19 protein-coding genes and 2 pseudogenes are annotated in these 23706 nt (G+C 38.3%); all 21 read left to right on the top strand.

Annotated features, from left to right (window positions below; all coding sequences use genetic code 11):
- Window positions 1-22: 22 nt before the first annotated feature.
- The 21 genes and pseudogenes from C4S54_RS09005 to C4S54_RS08915 all read left to right on the top strand — a co-directional run bounded on the left by C4S54_RS09005 (window position 23) and on the right by C4S54_RS08915 (window position 23653).
- A complete protein-coding gene (locus C4S54_RS09005) occupies window positions 23-433 on the top strand; it encodes a hypothetical protein (RefSeq protein ID WP_103869236.1) in 411 nt (136 codons plus the stop codon).
- Between the two features lie 231 nt (window positions 434-664).
- Entirely contained in the window at window positions 665-841 is a 177-nt protein-coding gene (locus tag C4S54_RS16000) for a hypothetical protein (protein WP_160110737.1), read from the top strand.
- Window positions 826-2247, top strand: a complete 1422-nt coding sequence (locus tag C4S54_RS09000) for a zinc ribbon domain-containing protein (RefSeq protein ID WP_103869235.1) — start codon at window positions 826-828, stop codon at window positions 2245-2247. The genes C4S54_RS16000 and C4S54_RS09000 overlap by 16 nt, the downstream gene beginning before the upstream one ends.
- Window positions 2248-2315: 68 nt before the next feature.
- Window positions 2316-2456, top strand: a pseudogene (locus tag C4S54_RS16430) (ClpX C4-type zinc finger protein); the annotation flags it as partial.
- Window positions 2457-3249: 793 nt separating this feature from the next.
- On the top strand, window positions 3250-4956 hold the full coding sequence (dgt, locus tag C4S54_RS08990; protein ID WP_103869233.1) for a dGTP triphosphohydrolase: 1707 nt from the start codon (window positions 3250-3252) through the stop codon (window positions 4954-4956).
- A 17-nt stretch (window positions 4957-4973) separates the two neighbouring features.
- Entirely contained in the window at window positions 4974-6770 is a 1797-nt protein-coding gene (locus tag C4S54_RS08985; protein WP_103869232.1) for an McrB family protein, read from the top strand.
- Window positions 6763-8346, top strand: coding sequence for a 5-methylcytosine restriction system specificity protein McrC (locus C4S54_RS08980; protein ID WP_160110736.1), 1584 nt, complete (start codon window positions 6763-6765; stop codon window positions 8344-8346). The genes C4S54_RS08985 and C4S54_RS08980 overlap by 8 nt, the downstream gene beginning before the upstream one ends.
- Window positions 8339-8731, top strand: a complete 393-nt coding sequence (locus C4S54_RS08975; RefSeq protein WP_103869230.1) for a hypothetical protein — start codon at window positions 8339-8341, stop codon at window positions 8729-8731. The genes C4S54_RS08980 and C4S54_RS08975 overlap by 8 nt, the downstream gene beginning before the upstream one ends.
- Before the next feature lie 25 nt (window positions 8732-8756).
- A complete protein-coding gene (locus C4S54_RS08970; protein ID WP_103869229.1) occupies window positions 8757-9536 on the top strand; it encodes a hypothetical protein in 780 nt (259 codons plus the stop codon).
- A gap of 49 nt (window positions 9537-9585) precedes the next feature.
- On the top strand, window positions 9586-10827 hold the full coding sequence (locus tag C4S54_RS08965; protein WP_103869228.1) for a hypothetical protein: 1242 nt from the start codon (window positions 9586-9588) through the stop codon (window positions 10825-10827).
- A gap of 126 nt (window positions 10828-10953) precedes the next feature.
- Window positions 10954-12342, top strand: a complete 1389-nt coding sequence (locus C4S54_RS08960) for a hypothetical protein (RefSeq protein ID WP_103869227.1) — start codon at window positions 10954-10956, stop codon at window positions 12340-12342.
- Window positions 12343-12375: 33 nt separating this feature from the next.
- Window positions 12376-12555 carry a hypothetical protein gene (locus tag C4S54_RS08955; protein ID WP_103869226.1) on the top strand — a complete coding sequence of 60 codons (180 nt, stop codon included), beginning with the start codon at window positions 12376-12378 and terminating at the stop codon, window positions 12553-12555.
- Window positions 12556-12712: 157 nt separating this feature from the next.
- A pseudogene (locus C4S54_RS16110) lies at window positions 12713-12859 on the top strand (site-specific integrase); the annotation flags it as partial.
- A gap of 299 nt (window positions 12860-13158) precedes the next feature.
- Window positions 13159-13689, top strand: coding sequence for an arsenate reductase/protein-tyrosine-phosphatase family protein (locus tag C4S54_RS08950; RefSeq protein ID WP_442861132.1), 531 nt, complete (start codon window positions 13159-13161; stop codon window positions 13687-13689).
- Between the two features lie 141 nt (window positions 13690-13830).
- Window positions 13831-14205: a desulfoferrodoxin family protein gene (locus tag C4S54_RS08945; RefSeq protein WP_103869224.1), complete on the top strand. Its 375-nt coding sequence runs from the start codon at window positions 13831-13833 to the stop codon at window positions 14203-14205.
- A 157-nt stretch (window positions 14206-14362) separates the two neighbouring features.
- Complete coding sequence (gene carB, locus C4S54_RS08940; RefSeq protein WP_103869223.1) at window positions 14363-17614, top strand: carbamoyl-phosphate synthase large subunit; 3252 nt, start codon at window positions 14363-14365, stop codon at window positions 17612-17614.
- 72 nt (window positions 17615-17686) lie between these two features.
- Window positions 17687-19264, top strand: a complete 1578-nt coding sequence (locus tag C4S54_RS08935) for a helicase HerA-like domain-containing protein (protein WP_103869222.1) — start codon at window positions 17687-17689, stop codon at window positions 19262-19264.
- 295 nt (window positions 19265-19559) lie between these two features.
- Window positions 19560-19997 (top strand): hypothetical protein, encoded by a 438-nt coding sequence (locus C4S54_RS08930; protein WP_103869221.1) that lies wholly within the window; start codon window positions 19560-19562, stop codon window positions 19995-19997.
- 430 nt (window positions 19998-20427) lie between these two features.
- The gene (locus C4S54_RS08925) at window positions 20428-21195 is read left to right on the top strand and encodes a flagellin (protein WP_103869220.1); all 768 of its coding nucleotides are present in this window, start codon (window positions 20428-20430) and stop codon (window positions 21193-21195) included.
- A 432-nt stretch (window positions 21196-21627) separates the two neighbouring features.
- Window positions 21628-22557, top strand: a complete 930-nt coding sequence (locus C4S54_RS08920; RefSeq protein ID WP_103869219.1) for an ABC transporter permease — start codon at window positions 21628-21630, stop codon at window positions 22555-22557.
- A 37-nt stretch (window positions 22558-22594) separates the two neighbouring features.
- On the top strand, window positions 22595-23653 hold the full coding sequence (locus tag C4S54_RS08915) for an ABC transporter permease (RefSeq protein ID WP_103869218.1): 1059 nt from the start codon (window positions 22595-22597) through the stop codon (window positions 23651-23653).
- The last annotated feature ends 53 nt before the right edge of the window (window positions 23654-23706 follow it).

Here is a 23706-nt window from a genome sequence, read left to right as displayed (position 1 = left end):
TATGCGTGAAGGAGGCTAAGATATGAAACCCTATGAAACAAGAAAATGCACAATGAAGGATGCATTTGATTGGGTCAGTAATTACATATTCGATCGCAATTCCGAGGAGAGCGAGTGGTTTGTATATGACGATGAAGAAGACACTGGTGAAGAAAGAGAAATAGATGAGTACGAGAAAAACTATTTTACCATTAACTATTTCGAAATTCCAAAGATAAAGCTTGAGGTATGTAAAGGAGAGTACTATAAGTCTGAAATACCTGGTAATGAGCCAGCAGTCCAGATCTGCTATTACCTACATGAAGTAGGGGCGTACGAGGACGTTTTTATTGCGCAGGTTGATACTTTGGAAGAGATTAAGGCTTTGATATCCGAGCAAAAGAATATTTCAATAGATGAACTGATGCATATGGAAGCAGTAATCTATGAATAATGCTCTGAAAAAAAGACAAATTTGTCTATAGCAAACAAAATAGATATTTCATAATAGGATTACAGCAAGTGCTGTGATCCTATTTTTATCGCGGAACAAATGGAAGGGGATAAAGATACGGTTTCGCAAAAATAAAAAAAGAGTAAACTCATATGGTTTGGCAGTATTACGGTGTAAAATATATGTGTATTTGTTTCTTGTGTGGAGGAACTGCGTGGAGAAATTGACGCATTGATGCTTGATTTATGGTCAGATGGGCTTAGGGTAATAATAAATGATAAAGGCGGCTTCAGAGATATGTTTGATGCCAAGGGCTATTCTTATGGGAATGATAGTGATGCTATCAAGAGATTTTTCAGAATAAATCTGTTCTGCGGAAGGAGAAAAGATAAATGGTTAAATGCGTAAAATGTGGCTGTGAACAATCTGATGATGCTAATTTCTGCATGAAATGCGGCACACCTATTGTTAGAAAACCTATTTGCCCTAAGTGTAAAAAAGAACTGCCGGAAGGATCAAATTTTTGTAGATTCTGTGGGACTTCATTAAAACAAGGAATTTGGGATGACGATAGTAGTCTTGCAAGTGGTGAAATGAATATGAAAATCAGCAAGAATATAGTTGATACGCATACCCAGGGACAAGAAAAAAAAGCTACACCTTTCGCTACATACATTGAAGATCCCAGAAAATTTGGAAAGAATACTGAATTTTTATGGCCTTCATACAACGTTAGATTGTTTGAGGATTGGTCGGCAATGGATGATTACGTATATTCTCTAACAACCTCGACGTCAAGTAGCGAGATGCATCGACTAAATAAAAATAACAATGAAAAAAGTGTTATATGGAAAAAAGACTGTGCATATGACGAGGGGTTTGTACTTAATAATATAGGCTTCTTTTGCAAAGCAAAGGGTTCCAACCGCTTATTTATTTATGATATACAAGGGGAAACCATAAATGAATTTGAGATACAAGGTAAGATAATGTATGTGTACGATGAGTTTGTTTATACTGTTGTTGGTTCAGAATCATATAATGAGTTATATGGAGGAAAACTCGACGGCGCAAGGATTATTGAATATTCTGTAATATCCGGAAAAGAACGAGATGTTGTAAATGGTAGTTTATTGAAGGTGACATATGAGAAGGCATTAAAACATAGTGGACATCCTTTTAATTTTAGAGAGTATGAAGGCGAAGGTTCAAAAGCTGAGATTGTAAATGTTTTTGTGAATGATTCTAGAATATATATTTATGTTGTATCTCATGATGATAGGGAATATGGACATATTGTCATTGATAGACATACGAATAAGATAACATCATTTAGAGCTAACTCATCCCAGTGGTGCAATCTGATAAATAACACCATTTACCATTTCGACGAATATGCGGATGGTTATGGGCACGATAATAGTATTAAAGAGTACGTTATAACCCCAGATGGAAGTCTATGCGAAAAAGACGACATGAAAGTTTGGAAATGTAATATTGGAGAACCAGGTGGATTTGCCTTTCGTGATACTCCTAATCGTTATGAATATTTCGACGGAGATAATGCTATTAATTATGAAAGTGTTTTCAATCAGGATGGTTGGGAAATACGTAAGCTAAGATTTAACGAAGGTATTATTGTTAGGGATGTAAAGATTGAAGATGTATGTGTGATACGTGGCGTAATAAAGCTTAATAGCAAGAGCAGACGTTTTCGAGATTTTTCAATTTCATACAGAACCATGCCATATGATGAGAATGGTTACATGAAGCCTGAATTTTATTTAGAAGGTACATATTGTTTTAGTGAGTGAGATTGATGTCTATCGACGGTGTATGTGAGAAATGTTAATAAATATTTCATTGATTGGAGGAAGGTTACATGACAAATACAACTGAGATTGTAAGGTGTTCTTTCTGTAATAAAGATCTAGAACAAGTAAAGCGTCTTATAGCAGGACCTAAGGGCATATATATTTGTGATAAATGTGTTGAAATTTGCGCGGATATTATTCGTGAAGAAACGGGAGTAGCCGTTCCCATGAATGATACGGTTAAATGCCATAGATGTGGACAGGTATTACCAAATGACGCGAAGTTTTGCTATAAATGTGGCGTTGCTTTGATTGTTAATGAGAGTTCTGCCAAAGATATGAAGGTAAAGGCAACTTCTCTAGAAAAGGTTATAACTGAGGATACAATTGATGAATTAGACTATTTGTCCATGGATTTGTGTAAAAAATGGAACATAGATACGTCATGGAGTAGGCTAGCATATTATAGCCATTGTAGGAGAAGAGGTTTTGGTGCCTATGAGAAGGATGAGCGCTTTCCTGAAATGAGTATTGATGAGGTAAAGGTCGCTATGCTTAAGAACACAGATGTAGTGGCAAAAATAGATGGCGAAAGACGTACACTGGATAAAATTGGGAAGATTGGCCCATATGTTGTTGACGAGAAGGGGATGTATTTTGAAAGAAATGATATTATTCATTACAGAGCTAGAGGCGTTAAGCGAAAGGTGAATATATTGCCTGTAGTGAAGGATTATTTGGGCGTTCAGTCCCTTAGTATTAAAGACGATAAGCTTATTGTTCGGTATATGACAAATATTCGTCAAACGGGATGGAATGAAGAAGTTAGTATTATGGGAGATATGGGATCTGAGTTTCGTGATTCGTATGAAGCAGACATTAGTGAAATTTCTATAAGCATTTTTTGATAAGAGTATTGCTTGGCGGTATAATATAAAACCTTTTCTATTGTATAATTTACGATATAACATCATTTAGCGTACTTAAAATAAGGAGCATTCTATGGATTGGAAAAAATTGTTATCGACAAAACGTCAGGTGTCTGAAGAAGGAAAAAACGAGCAGGAAAAATATAAAACAGATAGATATACCGGAGAGTTCGATGATGATTATCTTTCAATAATATCCAGTCAGGCATTCAGGCGCCTTCAAGATAAAACGCAGGTATTTCTCCTTGATAAGAGTGATTTTGTAAGAACAAGGCTCACTCATTCTCTTGAAGTGTCTACAATTGCAAGACAGCTTGCAGTTATGATTTCTAAAAATCTTAGCAAATATAATTCCGAAGAATATAAAAGAATAATAGAGGACATCCCAAGCTTTGAACATGATATAAGTACAATTGTGGCATGTGCAGGACTACTCCATGACACCGGTAATCCGCCCTATGGCCATTATGGAGAGAATGTTATAAGGAACTGGTTTGCAAAACAGTTTATGAACAATGATTTTGCTTTCAGGAATAAGCCCATTGGTGAATTGCTTACGGAACAGATGAAAGCAGATTTTGCGAATTTTGAAGGCAATGCACAAGGGCTTCGTATCATGTCCAAGAGCAGGCATAAGGAAAACAGTCATGATATAAACCTGACCTATGCTGTTATGAATACATTAGTTAAATATCCAAATCCATCAAATGGGTTTGACAAGACTAGTGTTGATGTCAAGAAACATAAAAATGGGTATTATCATGCCGAAGAAGATATTATGAAAGAGATAGGAGAAGCTACAGGTACACTGATCGATGGCTCTTATGTAAGACATCCCTTGGTTTATATCATGGAGGCTGCTGATGATATTGCATACTCTACTGCAGATTTGGAAGATGCTGTTATGAAGAGGTGTTTTACTGTAGATGAGTTTATAGACTATTTTACTGACCAGGCAGATAGAATAATCCATAAGAGCTTTAAAAGATTTATGGACGAAATTGAGGAATCTGAAATAAGGGAAAAAGTTGCAAAATATGAAGAAATCAGAGATAAGATGTCTGCCGAGGCCAGGAAAGGACCTGGTAAAAAAGATCAGGGCAGAATAGATGCCTGGGATGATGAGAGAAAGAGTCAATTTACAACTGATGAAGAGAAGGCTGTATTAAATAGATTGGAGAAAAACGTTGCCCAGTGGACTAAGCCAAGAAGTTATATTTCAAGACTGAAAAAGAGTATTTACACTCAAAAAAGAAGAACTTCTGATACTGATTTTGTAATATTTGAAAATTGGCTAACGGAAGTAAGAGAATCCCTTATGAAGGGAGCGGCCTTTGCATTTGGAAAGAACTATGATGCTATCATGAACGGAACCTATAATGATGATTTGTTTGTTGGAACCTATGTTGAGACGACTATTACTATTCTGAAGAAGACCATGGCAGAATATGTTTACGATGCCGAAGAACTTGTAGAAATGGAACTTGCTGCCAAGAAAGTCGTTGAATCACTTCTTGAAAACTTTGTAGAAGCTGTTCTCTATTATGAAGAAGATGATGCTGATGAGCATATGACTGTAATCGATGATCGCTTCATTCGTAAAATCCCTGGGAATTTCAAGGAAGATTACAAGGGAGCCAAGAAGAATCTTGAAGGAACTGAAAGAGATACTGATGCTGAGAAACTATATCTGAGACTCCTTATGGTTACAGATTATATCAGTGGAATGACAGATTCTTATGCGTCGAATTTGTATAAGGTTATAAATGGGATAATGTGATAAGGAAAAGTGTATTTATGGAACGTTCAATTTTGTTTAACGATTTATTTGACATGTACGATTCAAGGAGAAAGGATGGAAAAAGACTTAGAGGGGAAGAATTGGATGATATTACTTCAAATGAGCTCTTATATAATAGCTACATCGGTATAGAGTCTGTTAACAATGGCAAAGAATACAAAGTACCGGGAAAAAAAGGCGGCTATACCAGAGAATCTATGGCGAATCTTATGGCTGAACTTTTACATAAACATAATAAGCAAAATGTGAAAGAAATCGATAAGCTTGTAAAAAAAGAGTTTGCCGCTAAAACAGGTGTTGTAGTTTATGATTCCAATGATGAAGAGGAAAACAAAAGAATAAAGAAAAGGCAAAAAGAAAACGCTGCTATTTTTGGAATAAATGGAACGCCATATTATGTTAATTTTCAGCCTGCATTTCCGTCTGGATACATTTCGTATTTGATTGGCTTTGTCAGATACATTAATCCGGATGAGCTAAAGAACTACAAGCTAATTTATGATGAGCTTTCTGAGGAAGGTAAGAAACAGAAGGACGAAGATAAGAGAAATGAGCAGAAGCTTGATAAAGACACATATTGGTTAGATGTATTGAGCGATTATAAACAGGTTATTCTGACCGGCGCGCCGGGAACGGGAAAAACCTATAAAGTACGAGAAGTAACTAAAGAATTAACCAAGAATAAGTTTACATTAAGGGGAAAAGAGATTAACAGGTCAGAGTTCGTCCAATTTCATTCTTCCTACGATTATTCTGATTTTGTAGAAGGGCTTCGTCCTGTAAATCTTGGTGGTAATACCTTTGTAAGGCTGGATGGATCGTTCAAATCATTTTGTAGAACTGTTGCCGAGTATAATCTGGAACGATTATCACAATCGGATAATTACAAAAAATTTGGTAACGCAAACGAACTATTTAAATTGTTCAGTCTTGAGGATGAATACCAGGATGCTAAGGATATCAGGAGCGAGATAAAAGACTATATTGACGATAAAGAACATCAGTTTTTCTTTGTAATCGATGAGATAAACAGGGCAGATATAGGAAGAGTTTTCGGCGAGCTAATGTTTGGCCTTGAGGAGTCTTACCGCGGAATTGAGAACAGGTTTAAAACTCAATATATAAATCTAGAAACATATATTAAGGATGGTGAAGAGTATAAAAAGATTAAAGATATTGACGGGCGAGAAGATGTATTTGAAAAGGGGTTCTTTGTGCCTGAAAATGTACATATTGTCGGTACAATGAATGATATAGATCGGAGTGTAGAATCCTTTGACTTTGCTTTAAGAAGACGATTCCAATGGATAGATGTAAAAGCAGAAGTTGTTATGAGACCTACGTTAAGGGAGATGTTAAAGGGTAAAATTGATTATGGTACAGGCGAAGAGGGTAGCCAAAAATCTCCTTTTGATATACTTGTTGATCGCATATCAAATCTAAATAGTGTTATAAGTGATAAAAACAAAGGAGGAAGATTTGGATTAAGCGAAGCTTTTCATATTGGACCGGCCTATTTTAAGACCTTTGGAGATCCAATCGAGAATTCTAGTGATCCTGATTCTGATAAAACTGTTGGTTACCAGCAGATTTGGAAATGGAAGCTTGAACCAATACTTAAAGAATATGTTAGAGGTCGGGATTCACAGGATGTAAAAGAATTCATGAGGGAGTGTGCTAAAGCTTTTGAAACCATGGGCGCATTATCAGATGAATATAAGAATCAGGATGAAATCGATAGTGAATCAAATGATTCTGATAGTGTAGATGATCAGGACGAAGATGATGAGTAATAAAAGATATTCCATTAATATTAAGGCAACCGACTATCAGAAAATTTATAAAATATCAGATGACAATATTGAAACTATTGGTTTTACATGGAAAGAACTTTTTATGAATGCTGATGGTGCCGACAGCCTGGGGATGCTTATAGCTCAGACTGCGCTTGAAATAATGCTCAACAAAGCAATCAAGGACAATAATGGAATAACGGTCGGAAAGAGTGAGACCCGTAACAAAAGAGAGGCTGAAAAACGTAACAAAAGGAAGGCAAATACTGAAGGAAATAATAATTCTTTAGAGCTAATCGCTTCATTTGATAAGGAAACGATAGGTGGTATAGTAGGAGCTTTGTCAGGGACTGTATCGATAGAAGAAATAAGAAAAGCACCTAAGATCACGGCGAAGATTTCGTTAGATAATAACATATCATTTTACATCAATCTTCAGGTACATAGCAGAATGGACTCGAATGATTCCTGGTATTTTCTTCATACCTTGCTAAATCATGGAAAACTTAAATCCCATTCTTCCAGTGTCTTTGAGAATATGGATCAGTTGTATGATTTTCTGCTTGTGGATCTTTTTGCAGATAGTATCAAAAAAGCCATCCCGAAGGGGCATTACAGGACATATCAACGTTTTGAAAGAAATGACGACAGATTAAAGGGAACTATAGATATCGCGCGACATATAAAGCTAAACGCAGGGAAGGAAAACGGTGCTATAGCCTATTCTTTCAGGGAAAACTCTGTAGATAATAGGTTTAACAGACTATTGTTATCAGCCTATAAGCATTTAAAAGAAAGATACCCACAGCTGGTGGAAGAGAAGATAGACAAAGATATTGCTATCAGAGACTACATAAATGTCCTTTCATTTCAGATTGAGCATAGTAGATTGGATGTGCATAAAATAATAATAGAAAATGCCACTCCAATATCACATCCTTACTACACAGAATATGAAGAGACTAGAAAGATTTGTCTTAGAATATTGAGAAATATAGGAATGTCGATTTTTGATGCTACGTCTGGTCAAGTTAGAGGCTTTTTATACTATTTGCCAGATATATGGGAAGATTTTCTCATGTATGAGATGCAGAGACGATATATGGACAGGTATAAGATACTTGCACAAGAGCCATATGAATATGTAAAGACTTTAAAGGGAAAGTATATCTGCACTAGCATTCCAGACTTTGTTTTTTTGCACAACAATATTCCGGTTCTTATCCTGGATGCAAAATTTAAACCTGGATGGAGTGATAATAGTGTCTCTAAAAAAGCTAATGATATTGACAAATGTATAAGGGATATGGTTGTGGTCAAAGCAAAGGGTACTGGTATCATCTATCCCTTTAAACTCGATCTGGCCAAGAATGTGAAAAAATTAGAGGATCGCCAAAAAGGCCGCAAAAGAACAATTAGTGATAATAATGATATATATTTTTATTTCTTTCCTGTTGGAATTCCACTAAGTAATCAATTTGAATCCTATGACGAATGGCGGGCAAAGTTTGACTATTATTTAAATATCTTTCTTGAAGCACTAGAGAAGGACCTAGAGGAATGTTGTGGTGAATGAATTAAAAAAATACTGTACTCTTGATGAACTGGTTGATTGTATATGTGAGATTACAGAAACTGATCCTCCGCGTACTTCCCATGAGATAAAGGTACCTGACGATGAGGAGGCGCTTATCATTACGGAAGGCGTCATTATTCATGTAGAGGAGCTTCACCTTTGTGTAAGAACAGCTGATTTCTGCAGATATGACCCAGATGAGGATTATTACATGCCGGACTTTTCAATATCCATGATATATGATGATAAGGATACAGAACCTGATCATTACTTGTACTGGGAGCAGGATTCTCCAATAATAACATTGTATAACTACCTTCATGAAAAAAATATCTCCATGAGTTATTTGGAGGGACTGAATTGTATGGTCACACTGGAAACATAATTATGATGGGATAGAAAGGGCGCAAATGGAACAACACTTACAAGCCAAGGGCAAAACAATTCTCTACGGAGATACGGACAGCTTTATTGAAAAGCGCCTTATTCCCGAGGATTTGCCAATTGGAAGAGTCATTGATCCGAAAAAATTTATAGAGAAGCAGGAATATATTAAGAGCCTTTATAGTGCTGACAAGAATTCACGAATTGAGATTCGAGAGTTTAAAGAGCTAAGGTATGCTACCTGTCTTGAATTTGGTGACAGTGAGGGATTTGTTGCTGTAAGTGAGACAGGGGAAATGATTTCTGTACTTAAATCTCCTTACAGCAAGATGCAAAACTTCCTTGGAATAGCATTTGCCAATGCTGTAATGGTAGGAGGCAGCAGGCTTGATTGCTATGCCTGTGATAACCTTGAGCCAACTTATTGCAGGAGAGGTTTTATCCCAATCTGTAAGATAAAATTTGATGAACGGTATGCTCAGAAAATGGCGAAATATTATTCGAGTCATCCGGACATTGTATTCTTTATATATTGCGGGGATCCTGTTTATACCTACTGGCAGAAGATGAATGATGGACTTTATATGGCATGGGATAATTATGAGTATGTGCCTTATATAAAGGAAATTCAGGAATTGATTGGAGCCCCTGTTGATGGGAAAGATTATAAATTTGCAGGTAAATTCAGAGATATGATATGGGGTAAATGGAATGGTGGACTTAAAAGAGAATTCATGTTCCGCCCCAATAAGTTGATGAACTATGTATGCAGCAATGCGAAAAGGCTTGATGGCTGGATGCACTAAGAAGTGCAATACACAACTGCTGAAGTTTTCTGGATGAAGGTACAAATATATGAAACGAAAATGTGCAATGTTTTGGAATAACAGCTGTCAATGGCTAAAAACGTGGTATGGCATAAGTGCTGTATCGGAAAGATACAGTGGCTTTGATTTTGTGGAGGCTAATGGAAGAGTCTTTTTCAAAGCAAAGCTATCAACAATTATGGGATCCGAATCAGAATGCATTACTGAGCAGATGGGTGAAAAAGGCATTTTTGAGGTTGATGATAAGTTCTTAAGAGCTACAAACAAGGATTTCTTCATAGGATTTGTCAAGCCGACATCGCAAAAAGCTACAATTCTGGATGTAATCAGTGCTGATGATTCGATAACGATGGAACATCCTACAATATCAGTTGGTAAAGACATTGTTTCCTGGATAAAAAAGCAGGAAATACTTGATGATAGTGTTGCCATTGAGGTGGCCAGTGCATCTACTAAGTATTCAGAGAATTATGCTATGTCAACGGAGACTGTCAAAATTACCATTGATATGCTTAAAGGAAGAAAACCAGTAATGGTGATGAGGCCTTACGGCACTTCTGATGGAGATGTTTGTATTTTTGCTGCGGACATGACCAGGCAGAGCCAGGAATATGCGCTATTATCTGTATCCCAGGATGGAAGCGCTAAAGAATTATGCCTCTATGACAAGTTGTTTGGCTATAACGATAAAAACATATTTTTAGCCAGAAATAACGATATTATTATTGTGGATAGAGAAACAAAAGAAGTGAGTATTTTAAAGCAATGCGCAGGGTACGCTTTTGATAATCTCGCTTATGTAGATACAGCAAGAAATGAGTTCTTTTTCTATGAAAAGGAAGGAATGAAACATCCTGGAAAAAGTGCATTCATAGGTTTAGCATTATCTTTTGACAAAGGTTGTGAAGTAATTTCTAAGGAACGTATTGAGTGCCCCGACGTGGTTGCCAATGCAGACAATCCTCTTATTTATGATGGATATAAATACGTATGGCGTGTTAATTCACTATGGAATGGATACAAGATTTATCGCAAGGATGGGAGCCTAAGAGAACAGTTCATTGTTGAAGGGGATAAAGAGGAGGCCAAGAGTCCAACGGTTTTTTCATCACCTACTGTAATATTTGTTGAGTGGGAAAAGAATGTAGAGGACGAATCCGAGGGAAGGTGCCTTTCATATTCTACAAATATTGGTTTATGTCAAATGTTATTGCTTGATGATTCCGGTAGAGGAAGAGATGTGATACTACCGGAACCGGAAGATAGATAAAAGACAAATCTGTCTGAATGAGTTTTTCATTGCGTTTTACAATAAGATCGTAGGAAACGCCTGCGGTCTTATTTTTTATGGGACTGATGTTACAGATGATCAGTATTACATTTACGGGACTATGTTATGAATAATATGAATTGCTTGATAATTCCGGGGACATTTGATGACTGGAAAAGAGCAGATATCTCTTTGTTAACGCAATTGAGCCAAAGGACGATTAGGAAAAAGGCAGAGAATTTTGAGGCTGTAAAGAACTATCTGGAAAAAGTATCATATGGTGACGCTGATTGCAATATTGGTATCTTGATGAGAATCCCATTTGCAGAAATCAGGCAATATTGTGTTGTTGGCCCTGTGTTTGCAGCTCTTTTACTGCACGAATACAAGCTTGCAGAGCGAATTATAGACAAATATAAATGGGTTGAAATGTCTGGGACTATTGTTTCATATAGCTTCGAAAAATTGTCTGAAGATTTTTTTGAACCGTATATCTATATTGATCAGCTTTTTTTGACAGATATGAATATTCCTAAGAAGCTGCTATTAAAGCTCAGGGCATGTGATGGATTTTTTTATTCGGCTGAACATAATGTAGTAGATAATAATCTTATTACAATAATTGATAATAATTTTTTACTGCCTTCTTTATATGATATTACTGAGGCATGCGGGAAATCCCCTTATTTAGAGCGATTCAAGAAGCTTAAGAGAAAATGCCCGGAAATATTTGGTGAGATATTTTTGGAAATCTTAATTAGTGAAAATGTCTGGGAACAGATTTTTTATTGCGGAAGATTATCAGAAGTGCAGGATATATGCGGAGTTATTTATAATGAACATTTCGATTATTCTAGGGCAGTACTTGCTTTTTTTAATTGTGAGACCACTGCGTTGATATGCGCAATTAATGCTGGACAGATTACAGAAGGATGCATCGAAAGATATATCGCAAATGTCAGAAAGGTGTACCGTCTGATAAAAAGCGATTCTGATGTTGATACAGGGCATTTTAAGGGATTTATCAGAACACTTTTTGCAATTGTTTATTATATGGATAATCATGAGAAACTGCTTTTCTGGGGAACTGATGATGAGATTGAAGCACTTATCGGGAGATATTATAGAAGAATAAAGAATATACTTAAAAAGTGTATTTCTGAGGTGGGAATTGATGGACTTGTATTTACAGATGTTCTGCTTACGCATGATCTAGGAGATATGGTCTGCCCGGGAATTGAGAAGCTGTTTGGAAATTCTTTTTCAGTTGAGATGTATCTGAACTATATAATCTCATTTATGAAGATGTTTAATAGGTATACCCACATTAAAATTGCAGATGAGGAAAAGCTTATTACTTTATTTATGAGTAAACTTGACAACTTGTCATCAGATGGGATGTTTTTTACTTGTAAGCTTAAGGAAGCCAATAGCTATTCAGGAGAAGAGGATTGGGATAGGGTAAAGAAAAGACATATAAATGAGTTTTACACATGCTTGTCAAAGAATGCGTAAAATCTTCCGATATCACTAAAGACTTAAGTACATTTGTTCCAGTGGCCGGGCATAAATGCTGAATCGCAGGTCGAAATTGAGGCTGCTCCAGAGAAAGAGGAGAAGGCATCACTCCTTGGTGATCTTAAGGCAAAGAAAGAGGAAGTCGCCAAGACTCCTAAAAAGGAATCAATCGACAAAGGTGTCAAAGCCAAGGGTGGAGAGGCACTATGATTCCAAGAACCAACTAATATCAAATAATGGCCATGGGCATAAAGCGTCAAGCTGAAGGTATATCCACAGTTTGGCGCTTTTCTTGTGCTCGGAAAGGAAATGCGATGTCAAGAACAGTAGTGGACAGAAGAACAGGTAAAACAAAGAATTATGGCTCATGAATCCTAAGACACTTCAATACCTTATGGGGCATAGTGAGATTGGTGTTACCTTAAATACCTATACTCATTTAGGGTTTGAGGATGCAAGGGAAGAGCTTAAGAGATTAAGAACCAATCATCATGGTGAAAATGATCGGGAATAAGGATAATAATAGGATATATGTACCAAAGTGCCAGACTTAAAAAATGGGAATGATACTATTAAATTATGGTTGCTATTGTACTTTTTAAGGTGTGGAATTTACTTAAGATTTTACTCAAAATGAAGGAGAAGATATAAAAAGATAAGTGGAGATATGAGTAAAAATGGGATAAAATTGTATGAGTAGAATATGAGTAAAAGTGAAGAAAAGGGAAGATAAGAGTAGATAAAATGGGAAAAGTAAGAATTTTATTCGTCTGCCACGGCAATATTTGTCGCTCTCCAATCGGGGAGTTCATTATGAAGGATATTGTCAGTAAGCAAGGCCTTTCTGACAAGTTTCACATAGAATCATCTGCAACACATACGGATGAGATTTGGAATGGAGTTGGAAGCCCGGTGTATCCTCCGGCCAGAGCCAAGCTAAGAGAGCATGGTATAGGGACTGATGACAATGATCTTGGAGTAAGTCAAAAAAGAGCAAGGCTTACCTCAAGGGCAGATTATGACAGGTTTGATTTCATAATTGGCATGGATAGCGCCAATATACGTGATCTCAATCGTATATTTGGCGGTGATCCTGATAAAAAGATATTTAGAATGCTGGACTTTACTGATAGAGACGGCGATGTTGCAGACCCTTGGTATACCGGCAATTTTGATGCTACCTGGAGAGACTGCTCTGATGGATGCCACGGCCTGTTCAGACAGATAATGGTAAGTCCTGAATTTTCAGAAGTGTTGGCAGATGATAATGATGACAATAATGATGAATATGGAGATGGTACCGGAGATTTGGGCCTTATCCACGATGATTTTCCAAGAGGATAAATAACCGACAAAATGGCCTCCATAATTATGTATGTTGTAAGACGCAATTGTGATAAAATGATATTGTATCATTTACCCCAAAATGGGAGTCACAACGTACTTAATTAAGACTCCCATGTTTTTACATTAGGAGGTTTCGTTATGAAATTTTACAGATGTGAACATTGTGGCAACATTATTACAAAACTAAATGATTCAGGTGTTCCTGTGGTTTGCTGCGGAGAGCCTATGAAAGAGCTTGTTCCGGGAGCTACTGACGGTGCAATGGAAAAGCATGTTCCTGCAGTTACAGTAGATGGCAACACTGTTACTGTTGTTGTTGGCGAGGTAGAGCACCCAATGCTTGCTGAGCATTACATCCAGTTCATCTGCTTAGAGACAGACAAGGGCTGCATGATAAAGAAGCTTAACCCTGGCGAGAAGCCTTGCGCGCAGTTTGTTCTGGCAGAAGGCGAGAAGGCAGTTGCTGCATATGAATACTGCAACCTCCATGGACTTTGGGTAAAAGAAATCTGATATTGACCACACGTAGTGCTGTCACTTTAAATTCAAGGTGACAGCACTTTTTTCGCTTATTTTTATGCTCATTTCTCTAATAAAAAAGTTCTTGTGCTAAACACTTTAAGATGGTAAAGTAGAAAAGATAATTAAAAATAGTTTTTGGAGGAGTGAAATGGCACAGAGAACAGATATTCACAAAGTACTGATCATCGGCTCGGGACCAATTGTCATCGGGCAGGCCTGTGAATTTGATTATTCGGGAACGCAGGCTTTAAAAGCGCTTCGCAGTCTGGGGTATGAAATAGTACTGGTTAATTCGAATCCGGCAACGATCATGACTGATCCTGAAATGGCGGATAAGACTTATATTGAACCACTTAATGTGGAACGTGTTACAGCAGTTATTGAAAAAGAAAGACCGGATGCTCTACTACCTAATCTTGGTGGTCAGTCCGGACTTAATCTGTGTTCTGAGCTTTATAAAGCAGGTACCCTTGATAAATTTAATGTAAAAGTTATAGGTGTTCAGGTTGACGCTATTGAACGTGGCGAAGACAGAACAGAGTTTAAAAAGACCATGGATATGCTCGGCATTGAGATGGCTCGCTCAAAGGCTTGTTATAGTGTAGAAGAGGCCCTTGAAGAAGCTGACGTGCTTGGTTATCCTGTTGTTCTTCGTCCTGCTTATACAATGGGAGGCGCCGGAGGCGGTCTTGTTTACAATAAAGAGGAACTTCAGACTGTCTGTTCCCGTGGCCTTCAGGCTTCTATCATTCATCAGGTTCTTGTTGAGGAATCAATCCTTGGATGGGAAGAGCTTGAGCTTGAAGTAGTAAGAGACAAAGACAATAACATGATCACTGTATGTTTCATTGAAAACGTTGATCCTGTCGGCGTTCATACAGGTGATTCTTTCTGCACAGCTCCTATGCTCACCATAAGTGAGGATCTTCAAAAAGAGCTGCAGCGTCAGGCCTACAGAATCGTTGAACACATCGGAGTTATCGGTGGTACCAATGTTCAGTTTGCTCACGACCCTAAAACAGGTCGTATCGTCGTTATCGAGATCAATCCACGTACATCACGTTCATCTGCCCTTGCCAGCAAGGCTACAGGCTTCCCTATTGCACTTGTTTCAGCTAAGCTTGCCACTGGACTTACTCTTTCAGAACTTCCTGATTCTAAATTTGGAACTCTTGATAAATACGTTCCTGGCGGTGACTATGTTGTTGTTAAGTTCGCCCGCTGGGCATTTGAAAAATTCCATGGAGTAGAAGATAAACTCGGAACTCAGATGAGAGCTGTTGGCGAAGTCATGAGTATTGGCAAAAACTTTAAAGAGGCGTTCCAAAAGGCTATCAGGTCTTTGGAAAAGGACCGCTATGGTCTTGGCGCTATAGAGAAGTTCGAAAAAATGCCAAAAGAAGAACTCCTGCGTATGCTCAAGGATGCTTCTTCTGAGAGATATTTTCTTATATATGAAGCTATGAAAAAAGGCGTATCAGTAGAAGAAATACATGATATCACAAAGGTTAAGCATTACTTCCTTAATGAGATGAAAGACCTTGTGGATGAGGAAATGGAGCTTACATCAAAATACACTGGTAAAGTTCCGGAAGCCCTTGATCTTATTAAGGCAAAAGAGGACGGTTTCTCCGATAAATACCTTTCAAAGCTTCTTGGTGTTACAGAAGATGACATCAGAAATGAAAGAGAAAAAGCCGGACTTTGCGAGGCCTGGGAAGGCGTTCATGTATATGGCACTGATGGAAGCGCATATTACTATTCCACATATCAGCATGAAGATGAGGGAAGCGTTGTGGAGAGCGCCCCTGATTCAGACAATAAAAAGATAATGATCCTTGGCGGTGGCCCTAACAGAATTGGTCAGGGTATAGAATTTGATTACTGCTGTGTTCACGCTGCCATGGCCCTTAAGAAACTTGGCTTTGAGACAATTATCGTCAATTGTAATCCTGAGACAGTTTCAACAGATTATGATACATCAGACAAGCTGTATTTTGAGCCACTTACACTTGAGGATGTACTTCAGATCTACAGAAAAGAAAAGCCTATCGGCGTAATTGCTCAGTTTGGTGGACAGACACCTCTTAACCTTGCAGCAAAGCTTAAAGAAGAAGGCGTTAATATCCTTGGCACAACACCTGAAGTAATTGACCTTGCTGAGGACAGAGACCAGTTCCGCATGATGATGGATAAGCTCGGAATCCCTATGGCAGAGTCAGGAATGGCATCTGATGTAGAAACGGCAAAAGAAATTGCTGCAAAGATTGGTTATCCTGTAATGGTTCGCCCATCTTTTGTTCTTGGCGGACGCGGAATGGAAATAGTAAGAGATGAAGAGAGCATGGAAGGCTACATGAAGGCAGCTGTAGGTGTAACACCTGACAGACCGATCCTTATCGACAGATTCCTTCACAATGCGCTTGAATGTGAGGCTGATGCCATAAGCGATGGCAGAGAGGCTTTTGTACCTGCAGTTATGGAGCATATTGAACTTGCAGGTATCCATTCAGGAGATTCAGCCTGCATAGTGCCATCCAAACATATCTCAGAAAAGCACCTTAAGACTATTGAAGAATATACAAGGAAAATCGCTGTTGAGATGAATGTAGTGGGACTTATGAACATGCAGTATGCCATCGAAGATGACACAGTATATGTGCTCGAAGCCAATCCCCGTGCATCAAGAACAGTTCCTCTTGTTTCCAAGGTTTGCGGTATTAAGATGGTTCCTGTTGCAACAGATATCATTACTGCATCTATAACAGGACGCCCTTCACCGGTAAAAGAGCTAATCCAGGAAAAAGAGAAAAAGCAAGATCCTCCATATTACGGTGTTAAAGAGGCAGTATTCCCGTTTAATATGTTCCCTGAAGTTGACCCTGTCCTTGGACCTGAAATGAGGTCAACAGGTGAAGTGCTAGGACTTGCCAAGACCCCTGGAGAAGCTTTCTTTAAGGCTTCAGAAGCAGCAAATGCAGCCCTTCCATTAGAAGGAGCAGTGCTTATATCTCTTAATACTGAAGACAAGCCTGCGGCAGCTGAACTTGCAAAGAGCTTTGATGCAGATGGATTCAAAATCTATGCTACAGGTAAAACATATGACACAATCGTTGAGGCAGGAATTAGTGCAACCAGGATAATGAAGAATTACGAAGGTGGAAGACCTAACGTTGAAGATGTGATCAAAAACGGCGAGGTACAGCTTATTATCAATACTCCTATTGGTAAATACAGTGAACATGATGATGCATATTTAAGAAAAGCAGCAATAAAAGCCCGCATTCCATACATTACTACTGTTGCAGCAGGCAAGGCGGCAGCAGAAGGAATACATGAAGTTAAGGCCAAAGGATGCGGAAGCATAAATTCTCTTCAGGATTACCATAAACAGCTTTGATTTATTTGAAATGTATATATAGCGAAAACGTGATAAAATATAGCGTATAAATATGTTTGTTGGGAGGTCGGTATGTATAAAGATGGTAAGATCTGGGTGGCAAATAATGAGAATGGGGAAAAGGTATTTCTTTTGCCTAAAATGGCTAACAGGCATGGCCTTATAGCCGGAGCAACAGGTACAGGAAAGACAGTTACTTTAAAAGTGCTGGCAGAAGGCTTTAGCGATATGGGCGTTCCGGTTTTTCTGGCTGATGTAAAGGGTGATCTTTCCGGAATGGTCAGCGAAGGCCAGGATTCAGAGGACATGCAGGCAAGGATCAGGAGATTTGGCCTTGATGAAGCCGGTTTTACTTATACAAAATATCCTGCAACATTCTGGGATGTTTTTGGCAAGGAGGGAATCCCTCTTCGCACAACAGTTTCAGAAATGGGACCGCTTCTTTTATCCAGGATCCTTGGACTTAATGATCTTCAGAGAGATATATTGTCAATAACATTCAAGATTGCAGATGACAATGACCTTCTCCTTGTAGATACCAAGGACCTTAAGGCAATGCTGAATTATATATCCGAAAACAACAAAGAGTTTGCTGCAGACTATGGCAATATCAGCAAAGTTTCAATTGCGGCAATTGTTAGAGCTATTGTTTCTCTTGAAATTGAAGGAGCTGACAAGTTCTTTTTCGAGCCGGCCCTTAATATCAGAGACTTTTTTACAACGGGTGAAGGCGGAAAGGGTATGATAAATATCTTGGACAGCACAAGCCTTATAAACAATGGCACTTTGTACGCAACATTCCTTTTGTGGATGCTTTCAGAGCTTTTCGAGACACTTCCGGAAGTTGGAGACCTTGATAAGCCTAAAATGGTATTTTTCTTTGATGAAGCACACCTTCTTTTTGCAGATACACCAAAGCTTTTGATGGATAAGATCGAGCAGGTTGTTAAGCTCATCAGATCAAAAGGTGTTGGCATCTACTTTGTAACGCAGAATCCTCGTGATATTCCGGATGGGGTTCTTGCTCAGCTTGGAAATAAGATACAGCATGCACTCCGCGCATATACTCCATCTGATATGAAGGCGGTCAAGGCAGCAGCTGATTCATTCAGGGAGAATCCTGCATTTAAGACAGCTGATGTTATTCAGGAGCTTGGAACAGGAGAGGCAGTATGCTCACTTCTTGACGAAGATGGTACCCCTACTGTTGTAGAGAAGGTATCTATCCTTCCGCCACAGTCACTGATGGGCGGCATTGATGATTCTTTGAGAGAAAAAGAGATAAAGCAGAGCGTTCTGTATAGTAAATATTATGAAGCTGAAGATCCGGATTCTGCCTATGAATTCCTTGAAAGAAAGGGTCTTGCAGATGCTGAGGCAAAAGCAAAGCTAAAGGCTGAGGAAGAGGCAGCCAAGGCAAAGGCCAAAGAGGAAGCCGCAGCAGCTAAGGCAAAAGAAAAAGAAGAGGCAGCAGAGGCAAGAAAGAAAAAGCAGGCAGCTAAATCAGTTGGAAATGCTGTTGCAGGAACTGTAGGACGAGAGGTTGGAAAGACTTTCGGCGGTAAGTTTGGTAAGTTTGGAAAAACACTTGGAGGTAATCTGGGAGCAAGCCTTGGAAGAGGTATTCTTTCAACACTGTTTAAAGTTTGAACTTAAAATAATAATTATGGAACCGGCTTCTGTGATACAATAGAAGCTGGTTTCTTTATTTTGCAGATTCTTTTGACCAAAAAGAAAAGAGCCTTTAAAAGGCTCTGAATTTTGGGAGGAGGGGTTGCCAGGTGGGGAACCAGACAACCCGTGTATGAAAAAAAGTATTGTTGGGGGTTCAGAAGTTTTGTACTTCTGATAGATTATATAGTACAGGGTAAGTGTTTCCAAAATGTGTACGAACTATTAAAGAAATATAATCTATTATAAAAAATAAATTGGAGTAAAAGAAAAAATGTCAAAAAACAAACGTAAAAACGCACATTATAAAAATAAGAAAGAGGATAAAAACAGTGCATTCGGGCATTTGATGATATCAATCATCATTTTAGGAGTTGTTGTTTTATTGTTTATAAATGTAGCTCTTCCTATTATTAAAGAAGGTACTAAAAAAATAGTTGCTCAGAAAACGGTTGATCTTATAGAAGATAATATTGATAAGATCGCAGCAGACCATCCGGAAGTAAAAGAGGCTCTTGAGTCCCTTTCTGAGGAGGATAGGGAAACAGTTACTGAAATAATAGCAGACCATATTGATACAGAAACTGCCGGAGAGGTTATGGAATATGTCAATGAAGGCGACAAAGATGGTCTTATGGAATATGCAGTTGAGAATCTTTCACCTGAGGAAATCAGTAAACTGGCGGAGATATACAGCAGATATTCAAATTAAAAAACATTGTTTTTAAGTAGCACTTCGCCTTTTCTCCACAAAAAGTTCACAAAAAAGATTATTTTATTCACTTTTTGAACACAATTTTAGTTTATATTGTTAATTAAGGTTAGTGATGAAACAGTTCTCTAAGCCGTTTAGAGACAATCACTATCTCCCCCTCATAAGAAAATCGCAGGCACTCACGTCCCCCCGTGGGTGTTTTTGCGTTATACGGAAAAATGGCCCCTAGCCCCTAGGGACGGGGTTTGTGGTTCATTTTTTCTTGAAGTCTTGACTTCTTGTTTCATGGCTACATTTTTTCTATGAAATATCATTTCAAAATCCCCCAAAATTAATATTTTTACGTCTAGTATTTTCTTTACATGATGCTACGATTACCTTAAGTAAGTATATTTTTTGCTTCACATGATGAGAAAAGGAGGTCGATATGAGCAGCATTTCATCTGTGAGTGGATACGGTAGTTACTCTCCATATTCCACTATTGCAGCAGGCGGAACTTATCAAAGTGCTTCTCAGGGAGCTTCAGAGCTGGCTATTCAGGAGAAAACCAAGTCACAGGTCAATGGCCTTGATGCAGGTAGCGAGAACCTTACTTCTGCGAAATCTGTTTTGAACATTGAAGATGGAGCAATGGATGGAATAACTGATTATCTTCAGTCCATCAGAGAACTTTCTCTTCAGGCAATGAATGGAACTTTGTCAGACGATGACAAACAGGCAATTCAGAATCAGATTGAGCAGTACAAGCAGGGGATAGAAGATATAGCAGGAAGTACACAGTACAACGAAAAGAATCTTCTTGATGGCTCAAATGGGGATCTAAAGGTTGCTACCGACAACAATGGATCTGAGGCTACGGTTTCAACTTACAATTCCACTTTGGAAGCCCTTGGAATAGCAGACTATGACGTTACAGGAGATTTTGACATAAGTGCGATCGACAGTGCTCTTGAAAAGGTTTCAAGTTCAAGGTCAAATGTAGGAGCACAGACAAATGGAGTTGATTATGCATTATCATACAACTCACATGCAGCACTTGAGCTTAATGGATATCAGATGGATAAAGAAGAGGATAATTCTGTAAAGGCTTATCAGCAACTCAAGACCCAGCAGGCGCTGGATTCTTACCAAATGACTCTCCAGAAAAGACAAATGGAAGATAATGAAAGGCAAAATCTGATGCTTTTCGCCTGAACAACTGATTAATTCTACACGGTTAAAACTAAATTTAATTTAATTAAAAAATCTACGTAATTGTGATATAATAATTACGTAGATTTTTTTCATTGCAAAAAATTGAATTAAAAAAAATCAAAAAAACAAACTTAATTAAATGTGCGTCGGCCACGGACATATGTATTTCGCTCAAGGATGGTTGATGTTTATTAATCAATTAGAGCGAAATTAACCTAACTAGCTTGACATAAAGTAAGCACTCTTATAACATAAGGGCAGTTGCATGATTATATGCGTGTATACAATCTTGTCGATAAGTGCAATGGCGCACGAAAAGAGGTGTCATTGCAATTTTTATAACATAATCGATGTAGTACGTTGAAGCGTCAACGCTTTGCACCATTAATAGCAACTGGATAAACAAATAAAACAGGTAGGTGGAGATTTAGAATGAACACAAAGACACTAATGTACATTGTTAAGAGAGTCATCCTTGCAATTGTTACAGTCTGGGTAGTTATCACGGTTACGTTTTTCGTAATGCATGCAGTTCCAGGCGGACCATTCACAGGTGAGAAAGCTGTTACCGAATCGGTAAAAGCAGCGATGGAGGCCAAATATGGTTTGGATAAGCCCCTTGTAGTTCAGTATCTTACATATTTGAAAGATATCGTAACGAAGTTTGATTTTGGACCATCATTAAAACAGAGAGGCCGTAACGTTAATGACATCATCTTTGACGGAATGAAAACTTCAGCCAAGCTTGGTGTTATTGCAGCTGTAATAGCTCTTATCTGCGGAGTGATCCTTGGATCTGTTGCAGCCCTTAGAAGAAACAAGCTGATCGATAGGATAATAATGATAATTACCACAGCATTTGTGTCTATGCCATCATTTATAATGGGATCACTTCTTCTTATTCTTTTTGCCATAAAGCTTAAAGTCTTCCCGGCAAACGGCGCATCACAAAATGGACTGGTTCTTCCGGTCGTTACACTTTCTCTTTATCCAATGGCTTATATCACAAGACTTACAAGATCATCAATGCTTGAAGTTCTTGGTCAGGATTACATAAGAACAGCCAAGGCAAAAGGTGTTTCAGGAATGAAGATAATTTTCGGACATGCCCTTAAAAATTCTCTGATTCCTGTAATCACATACTTTGGACCAATGCTTGCAGGAATTGTTACAGGTTCACTTGTAGTAGAGCAGATATTTGCAGTTCCCGGAATTGGAAGGGCTTTTGTAAACAGTATTACAGGCCGTGATTACCCGCTGGTTATGGGAACAACGATCGTCCTTGCGACACTTATCGTAATCATGAACCTTGTGGGAGATATCATGTACAAGGTTGTAGATCCGAGAATCACATTAGAGTAAGAGCATTATTTCAATAAATTGTTAGGAGATTTTCCAGATGGATATTTCAAAGCTTAGTGCGCAGGTTAACATGGACGATTTCATTCCTGCTACAGAAGAAGAAAAAGAATACATGGTTCAGATGCGTCCTTCATCAACATTCTTTAAGGACAGCGTAAAGAGACTTTTAAAAAATAAAGTTGCAACAGTTTGTTTCTTCATAATAGTGATCATTACATTGGCAGCAATTTTTATTCCAATGTTTTGGCCATACTCTTATGACCAGATGCTTGGTATGACACCCGGTAAGCCGGTAGATAATTCCTTCAATGATCTTAAGCCTTTTGAGTACGGCAGATCAGAGATCAGAAGAATGGAAGCGGGAGAGACAGTTATTCCTCATATCTTTGGAACTGACTCTCAGGGAAGAGATTACTTCATCCGTGTTGTTTATGGAACAAGAATTTCTTTAGCAGTTGGCTTTTTTGCCAGCATTATCGTTCTTATCATTGGTATGACAATCGGCTCAGTTGCCGGATACGCAGGAGGAAAGGTCGACCTGATAATCATGAGAATAGTTGATATCATCTATTCCCTTCCTGATATGCTCATGGTCATCCTTCTTTCATCAGTACTTAAGGTCGTTATGGAAGGCGCTCTGGATGGAACGGTGCTTGCCAAGATCGGTTCAAACATCATCAGTTTGTTTATAGTGTTTGGTGTTCTTTACTGGGTTTCAATGGCAAGACTCATAAGAGGTCAGATCCTTTCACTTCGTGAGCAGGAATATGTACTTGCATCCCAGGCCGCAGGAGCAAGAGGAAAATGGATCATCTTAAAGCATCTTATTCCTAACTGCTTCTCAGTAATCATTATTTCAACAGCTCTTCAGATTCCAAGTGCTATTTTCACTGAGAGTTATCTCTCATTCCTTGGACTTGGTGTAAATGCACCTATGCCTTCACTTGGTTCTCTGGCCTCAGATGCACTTAACGGTATTTCATCATATCCATACAGACTTGTAATACCTGCACTTGTTATTTCACTTATAGTTCTTTCACTTAACCTTTTTGGTGATGGGCTTCGTGATGCATTTGATCCTAAGTTAGAAAAGTAATCACCTGACGAGGTCCTTTCGAGTCTGGTGTACTACTTTGTTCTGGATGACAC

This window comes from Butyrivibrio sp. Su6 (assembly GCF_900108105.1).
Lineage (GTDB): Bacteria > Bacillota > Clostridia > Lachnospirales > Lachnospiraceae > Butyrivibrio.
Note: the sequence above shows the minus strand (reverse complement) of the source record. Positions and strands in the feature narration are given on the sequence as shown.